Source organism: Enterovirga sp., from assembly GCF_028290205.1.
In the GTDB taxonomy this organism is placed as follows: domain Bacteria; phylum Pseudomonadota; class Alphaproteobacteria; order Rhizobiales; family Beijerinckiaceae; genus Enterovirga.
Map to the genome: position 1 here is coordinate 1 of NZ_JAQGKF010000045.1, position 7,518 is coordinate 7,518.

Consider the following 7,518-nt stretch of genomic DNA (forward strand, 5'->3'; position numbering starts at 1 on the left):
TGTTCGACAACGGCCGCCGCGGCCGCGTCATCACGGGCGCCAACAAGCGCCCGCTGAAGTCGCTCGCCGACATGCTGAAGGGCAAGCAGGGCCGCTTCCGCCAGAACCTGCTCGGCAAGCGCGTCGATTATTCGGGCCGCTCGGTCATCGTCGTCGGTCCGGAGCTCAAGCTGCACCAGTGCGGCCTGCCGAAGAAGATGGCGCTCGAGCTGTTCAAGCCGTTCATCTATGCGCGGCTCGATGCCAAGGGCTTCTCGGCCACCGTCAAGCAGGCCAAGAAGCTCGTCGAGAAGGAGAAGCCGGAGGTCTGGGACATCCTGGACGAGGTGATCCGCGAGCACCCGGTCATGCTCAACCGGGCGCCGACGCTGCACCGTCTCGGCATCCAGGCCTTCGAGCCCGTGCTGATCGAGGGCAAGGCGATCCAGCTGCACCCGCTGGTCTGCGCGGCCTTCAATGCCGACTTCGACGGCGACCAGATGGCCGTGCACGTGCCGCTGTCGCTCGAGTCGCAGCTCGAAGCCCGCGTGCTGATGATGTCGACCAACAACATCCTGCACCCGGCGAACGGCCAGCCCGTGATCGTGCCGTCGCAGGATATCGTGCTCGGCCTCTACTACCTGTCGATCGTGGCCGAGGGGGCGCCCGGTGAGGGCAAGGCCTTCGCCGACATCGGCGAGCTCGAACACGCGCTCGAGCAGAAGGCTGTCCACCTGCACACCAAGATCCGCTACCGGTGGAGCGGCCTCGACGAGGACGGCAAGCCCGTCGTGCGCTCCTACGACACGACGCCCGGCCGGGTGATCCTGTCCCGGATCCTGCCGCGGCACCCGAAGATCCCGTTCGACATCGTCAACAAGCTCATGCCCAAGCGTGACATCCAGGGGATGATCGACACGGTCTACCGGAACTGCGGGCAGAAGGAGACGGTCATCTTCTGCGACCGCGCCATGGCGCTCGGCTTCCACCACGCGTTCAAGGCTGGCATCTCGTTCGGCAAGGACGACATGGTGGTGCCGGAGAACAAGTGGGAGATCGTCGATCAGACCCGCGCGCTCGCCAAGGATTACGAGCAGCAGTACCAGGACGGCCTGATCACTCAGGGCGAGAAGTACAACAAGGTGGTCGATGCCTGGGCCAAGTGCTCGGACCGGCTCGCCGGCGAGATGATGAAACGCATCTCCACGGTCGGGAAGGACGAGCACGGCCGCGACAAGCCCGTGAACTCGATCTTCATGATGAGCCATTCGGGTGCCCGCGGTTCGCCGGCCCAGATGAAGCAGCTCGCCGCCATGCGGGGCCTGATGGCCAAGCCCTCGGGTGAGATCATCGAGAGCCCGATCATCTCGAACTTCAAGGAAGGCCTCGACGTTCTCGAGTACTTCAACTCGACCCACGGCGCCCGGAAGGGCCTCGCCGACACCGCGCTCAAGACGGCCAATTCCGGCTATCTGACGCGTCGTCTGGTCGACGTGGCCCAGGACGCGGTCATCCGCGAACCCGATTGCGGCACCGAAAAGGGCATCCGCATGCGGGCCATCGTCGATGCCGGCCAGATTGTGGCGTCGCTCGCCTCGCGCATCGTCGGCCGCTTCGTGGCCGAGGACGTGACGGCCCCCGACGGCACGGTCATCGTGCCGGCCCGCACCACCATGATCGAGGAGGAGCACATCTCCGCGATCACGGCCGCCGGCATCCAGGAGGTGAAGATCCGCTCCGTGCTGGTCTGCGCCTCGAAGAACGGCGTCTGCGCGACCTGCTACGGGCGCGACCTCGCCCGCGGCACGCCGGTGAACCACGGCGAGGCGGTCGGCGTGATCGCCGCGCAGTCGATCGGCGAGCCTGGCACGCAGCTGACGATGCGGACCTTCCACATCGGCGGTGCGGCCCAGATCGCGGATTCGTCCTTCGTGGAGTCGAATTTCGAGGGGACGGTCACCATCCGCAACCGGCAGGTCGCCCGCAATTCGGACGGCGAGCTGATGGCGGTCGGCCGCAACAACTCGGTCGTGATCGTGGGCGCCGACGGTGAGGAGCGGGCTGTGCACCGCATCCTGTACGGCTCGCGCCTCAAGGTCGATGAGGGCGACACGGTGAAGCGCGGCCAGCGCATCGCCGAGTGGGACCCCTATTCGCGCCCGATCCTGACCGAGCTCGACGGCGTGGTCGCCTACGAGGACCTGCTCGACGGCATGTCGATGACGGAAACGACCGACGAGTCGACCGGCATCTCCAAGCGCGTCGTGATCGACTGGCGCGGGTCCGCCCGCACCTCGGACCTCAAGCCCGCGATGGTCATCCACACCAAGGACGGCAAGGTCGCGAAGCTGCCGCGCGGCAGCGACGCCCGCTACCTGCTGCCGGTCGAGGCCATCCTGGCCGCCGATCCGGGCTCCAGCATCAAGGCGGGCGACGTGCTGGCGCGCGTCTCGACCGACTCGGCGAAGACCCGCGACATCACGGGCGGTCTGCCGCGCGTGGCGGAGCTGTTCGAGGCGCGTCGGCCGAAGGACGCCGCCGTGATCGCCGAGAAGTCGGGCACGATCCAGTTCGGGCGCGACTACAAGAACAAGCGCCGGCTGTCCCTGCATCCGCATGACGGGTCCGAGGCGGTCGAGTACCTGATCCCGAAGGGCAAGCACATCCACTTGCAGGACGGCGACCAGGTCGAGCTTGGCGACTTCATCGTCGACGGCAATCCGGCGCCGCACGACATCCTGGCGATCAAGGGCGTGGAGGAGCTTGCTGCCTACCTCGTCAACGAGATCCAGGAGGTCTACCGGCTCCAGGGCGTGAACATCAACGACAAGCACATCGAGGTCATTGTCCGTCAGATGCTGCAGAAGGTGGAGATCACCGAGAGCGGCGATTCCGAGATCCTGACGGGCGACCAGCTGGACCGGCTCGAACTTGAGGAGATCAACGAGCAGCTGATCGCCGAGAAGAAGAAGCCGGCGGTCGGTGTGCCGGTCCTGCTCGGCATCACCAAGGCCTCGCTGCAGACGCGCTCCTTCATCTCGGCCGCCTCCTTCCAGGAGACGACCCGGGTGCTGACGGAGGCTGCGGTCAACGGCAAGGTCGACACGCTGGAAGGCCTGAAGGAGAACGTGATCGTGGGCTCGCTCATCCCGGCCGGGACGGGTGCGCTGAACACGCAGATCCGTCAGGTCGCGGCCAAGCGCGACGAGCTCATCCTCGCCCAGCGCAACGCCGAAGCGGCCGCCCGCGCGGCCGAGGCCCAGGCTCACGCCCAGGCCCAGTTCGCGGAGCTGCCGCCCGCGGCCGAGTAAGGCGGGCGGCGAGCTTCGCCGCCCCTGATCTCGTCTGATCTATCTGAGAGGGCCGCCGCGAGGCGGCCCTTTCGTTTTGAGGGCGGGCCCTCAGGCCGGCGGGCTGCCCGCACCGGCCCGGCCGGTGCCGCTGAGCGGGTTTTCTGGGTCCCAGCCGTAGCGCAGCGTCTCGAACCGCATGCTCATGGCGTCCACCATCAGGAGGCGGCCGACCAGGCCCTCGCCGAACCCCACGATCTCGCGGATCACCTCGAGGGCCATGAGCGAGCCCATGATGCCGGCAAGCGCGCCGAGCACGCCGGCCTCGGCGCAGCTCGGCACCGCGCCCGGCGGCGGCGGGGAGGGGAACAGGCAGCGATAGGTCGGGTTCGGGCGGCCCTCGGGCCCGGTCTCGTGCGGGCGCAGCGTGGTCAGGGAACCGTCAAAGGCGCCGAGCGCCGCCGTGACCAGCGGCCGGCCCTCGTGGAAACAGGCATCCGACACGGCGTAGCGCGTCGCGAAATTGTCCGACCCGTCTGCCACGAGGTCGTAATCCGCAACCAGCCTGCGGCCGTTCTCGACGGTGAGCCGTGTCGGGTGCGGCACGAGGCGCACATGCGGGTTAAGGCGGGCGATCGCCGCGGCGGCGCTCTCGACCTTGGGCCGGCCGAGATCGGGCGTGCCGTGCAGCACCTGTCGTTGCAGGTTCGACAGCGACACCGTGTCGTCGTCCACCACCCCGACGGTCCCGATCCCGGCCGCCGCCAGATATTGGATCAGCGGTGAACCGAGGCCCCCGGCCCCGATCACCAGCACGCGGGCGCGGCCGAGCTTCTGCTGACCGGGGCCGCCGACATCGCGCAGCACGATGTGGCGGGCATAGCGTTCGAGCTCGTCGGGAGAGAGAGGCATGGACGGGATATGGCCCAGACGGGCCGGCCCGGACAGAGGCCCCGCGGCGCGGCGCGCCTTGGCAAGCTCCGGATCCCGAGGCATGGTCCGGCCAACGAGACGCGAGGCGAGGATGAAGGACGTGACCCGTCAGGAGGGCTTGTGGCCGCGTGGCCCAGGGCCGGGTTTCGCCGCTGCCACCTCGGCGCCCTCCGGGTCACCCTCGTGACCGAGGGCCCGGAGGCCCTCCCGGTGCCGGACCCGATCCGGACCGGCGCAGTCCAGCGCGAGGCTGCCTGACCCCACCCGTGCGTCCCGATTGCATCTTGCAGCCGCGCTCGTCACATCGGCCGGCGGAAGATGTCGGGCCGGCCACCCTTTCCATTCTCATGAGGCAGCGATGAATCCGCTCAAGACCCTGTTTGCCGAGTATGGTCAGGCGATCTGGCTCGATTTCGTGGCCCGCGGCTTCGTGGCGGGCGGGGATTTGGCCCGGATGGTCGAGGCCGACGACGTGCGGGGCGTCACCTCGAACCCGTCCATCTTTGAAAAGGCGATTGGCCACTCCGCCGAGTACGACGACGCGCTGAGGGCCTCGGGCCGCGATCCCGGCCGGCCCGTGATCGGGCTCTACGAGGACTTGGCGATCGCCGACATCCAGGCCGCGGCCGACGTCTTGCGGCCGGTCTATGACGCCACCGCCGGCCAGGACGGCTATGTCAGCCTCGAGGTGTCGCCCTATCTGGCGCTCGACACGGACGCGACCCTGGCCGAGGCGCGCCGGCTCTGGAGCGCGGTCGGGCGAGACAACCTGATGGTCAAGGTCCCGGCCACCGGCGAGGGCGTGCCGGCCATCCGGGCCCTGATCGGCGACGGCATCAACGTCAACGTGACGCTGCTCTTCGCGCAGGACCGCTACGAGGACGTGGCGGAGGCCTATCTGGACGGGCTCGAGACGCTGGCCCGCGCCGGCGGCGATCCCGGCCGGGTGGCGAGCGTCGCGAGCTTCTTCATCAGCCGCATCGACGCCGCGGTCGACAAGGAGCTCGACGCCCGCATCGCGGCCGCCAACGATCCGGACGAAAAGGCGGCGCTCGCCGGCCTGAAGGGCAAGGTGGCCATCGCCAACGCCAAGCTCGCCTACCAACGTTACCTTCGGCTCTTCGGGCCGGGCCGCTTCGATGCGCTGGCCGCCAAGGGCGCCCGGCCGCAGCGCCTGCTCTGGGCCTCCACTGGCACCAAGAACAAGGCCTACCCGGACACGCTCTATGTGGACGAGCTGATCGGGCCTGACACGGTCAACACCGTGCCGCCCGCGACCCTGGACGCGTTTCGCGACCATGGCCGGCCGCGGGCCTCGCTGCAGGAGGGCGTGGCGGAGGCCGAGGAGGTGCTGCGCCGCCTCGCCAGGGCCGGCATCTCGCTCGACACCATCACGGCCCGGCTCGTCGAGGAGGGCGTGGCCCTGTTCAAGGACGCGGCCGACGCCCTGCTCGGCGCTGTCGCCGGCAAGCGCATGGCCGTGCTCGGCCAGGCCCTCGGCCGCCAGACGCTCGCCCTCGGTGACGCCCTCTCGGGCGAGGTGACCGGCCTGGCCGAGAACTGGCGCCAGGACGGCCGCGTCCGCCGCCTCTGGGCCGGCGACGCGACGGTCTGGACCGGCGCGGACGAGGCGCGCTGGCTCGGCTGGCTCGACGTTCTGGACCGCGAGGAGCCCAAGCTCGACCGCTACCGCCAGCTTTCCGAGGAGATCCGCCGGGACGGCTTCACGGATGCGCTGCTGCTCGGCATGGGCGGCTCGAGCCTCGGGCCCGAGGTGCTGGCCGAGACCTTCGGGCAGCGTCCTGGCTTCCCGCGCCTCCGCATCCTCGATTCCACCGACCCGGCCCAGGTCCGGGCCACCGTGGATGCGGTCGATCTCGCCCGCACGGTGGTGATCGTGTCCTCGAAATCCGGCTCCACGCTCGAGCCGAACGTGTTCCGGGACTACGTGCTGGCCCGCATGCAGGAGGCGGTCGGAGCCGAACAGGCCGGTTCGCGCTTCATTGCGGTCACCGATCCGGGCTCGGCCATGGAGGCGGCGGCCCGGCGGGACGGCTTCCGGCACGTGTTCCACGGCGAGCCGGGCATCGGCGGGCGCTATTCGGTCCTGTCGGCCTTCGGCCTCGTGCCGGCGGCCGTGATGGGCCTCGACCTCGCGGCCCTGGTGCAGAGCGCCCGGGCGATGATGCGGTCCTGCGGCCCCGACGTGCCGCCGAACCAGAATCCCGGCATCCAGCTCGGGCTCGCCATGGGGGCGGCGGCCAAGGCCGGCCGCGACAAGATCACGATGGTGGCCCCGGCCGCCCTGAAGGATTTCGGCGCCTGGGCCGAGCAACTCATCGCCGAATCCACCGGCAAGGACGGGCTCGGCCTGATCCCGGTCGACGGGGAGCCGCTCGGTGCGCCGGGCGTCTACGGGCAGGACCGGCTATTTGTGCAGCTCCGCCTCGACGGCCGTCCCGACGCGGCCCAGGACGCCGCCCTGGCAGCGCTGGAGGCGGCCGGCCAGCCGGTGATCCGCATCGACCTCGCCCGGCCCGACGACATCGTGCAGGAATTCTTCCGGTTCGAATTCGCGACGGCCGTGGCCGGTGCGGTGCTGGGCATCAACCCCTTCGACCAGCCCGATGTTGAAGCGAGCAAGATCAAGACCCGCGAACTCACCGACGCCTTTGACCGCGACGGCAGCCTGCCGGCCGAGACGCCGATCTGGTCCGGCGAGGGTGTCCAACTCTACACGGACGCCCGCAACGCCGAGGCGCTCGGTCGCGCCGGCGCCAGCGATCTCGCGGGCTGGCTGCGGGCCCATCTGGGCCGGGCCGGGCCCGGCGATTACGTGGCCTTCCTGGCCTATCTGGAGCGCAACGCGGCCCATACCGAGCTGCTGACCCGGATGCGCAGGGCGGTGCGGGATTCCAAGCGCGTGGCGACCTGCGTCGGGTTCGGGCCGCGCTTCCTCCACTCGACGGGCCAGGCCTACAAAGGCGGGCCGAACACGGGCGTGTTCCTGCAGATCACCGGCGACCCGCCGGCCGACCTCGCGGTTCCCGGCCGTCGCGCCACCTTCGGCAGCATCGAGGCCGCGCAGGCGCGGGGCGATTTCGGCGTGCTGGCCGAGCGGGGACGCCGCGTGCTGCGCGTCCATCTCACCGGCAGCGCGTCCCATGGCGGGCTGCAATCGGTGGCCGCCGCGCTCGGTGCCGCGCTCGGCTGAGAGCGGGCCCGGCCGGGCGAGCGCCATGCCGCAGCGCGCCCGGCCTTTCGCGCCTTGAGTCGCGTCCGGGCCCTGGCTAGCCTGCCCGGGCAGGTCCGGCCC

Annotated in this window: 4 protein-coding genes; 3 read left to right on the forward strand and 1 reads right to left on the reverse strand. The window is 70.0% G+C overall.

The window, feature by feature from the left end:
* Window positions 1–3,290, forward strand: a 3,290-nt coding sequence (locus JWR86_RS03115; protein ID WP_299560583.1) for a DNA-directed RNA polymerase subunit beta', incomplete at its 5' end; no start/stop codon positions are given.
* Window positions 3,291–3,380: 90 nt separating this feature from the next.
* Here JWR86_RS03115 and moeB read toward each other — a convergent pair.
* Window positions 3,381–4,181 (reverse strand): molybdopterin-synthase adenylyltransferase MoeB, encoded by an 801-nt coding sequence (moeB, locus tag JWR86_RS03120; RefSeq protein WP_299560586.1) that lies wholly within the window; start codon window positions 4,179–4,181, stop codon window positions 3,381–3,383.
* A 141-nt stretch (window positions 4,182–4,322) separates the two neighbouring features.
* On the opposite strand from moeB, the gene JWR86_RS03125 reads away from it, so the two are divergent.
* Complete coding sequence (locus tag JWR86_RS03125) at window positions 4,323–4,460, forward strand: hypothetical protein (RefSeq protein ID WP_299560589.1); 138 nt, start codon at window positions 4,323–4,325, stop codon at window positions 4,458–4,460.
* A 100-nt stretch (window positions 4,461–4,560) separates the two neighbouring features.
* Window positions 4,561–7,416, forward strand: a complete 2,856-nt coding sequence (locus tag JWR86_RS03130; RefSeq protein ID WP_299560591.1) for a bifunctional transaldolase/phosoglucose isomerase — start codon at window positions 4,561–4,563, stop codon at window positions 7,414–7,416.
* The last annotated feature ends 102 nt before the right edge of the window (window positions 7,417–7,518 follow it).

Bases quoted from the DNA above. Each gene is read 5' to 3' on its own strand.
- JWR86_RS03130 (WP_299560591.1), top strand. From the start codon at position 4,561: ATGAATCCGCTCAAGACCCTGTTTGCCGAGTATGGTCAGGCGATCTGG.
- moeB (WP_299560586.1), bottom strand. From the start codon at position 4,181: ATGCCTCTCTCTCCCGACGAGCTCGAACGCTATGCCCGCCACATCGTG.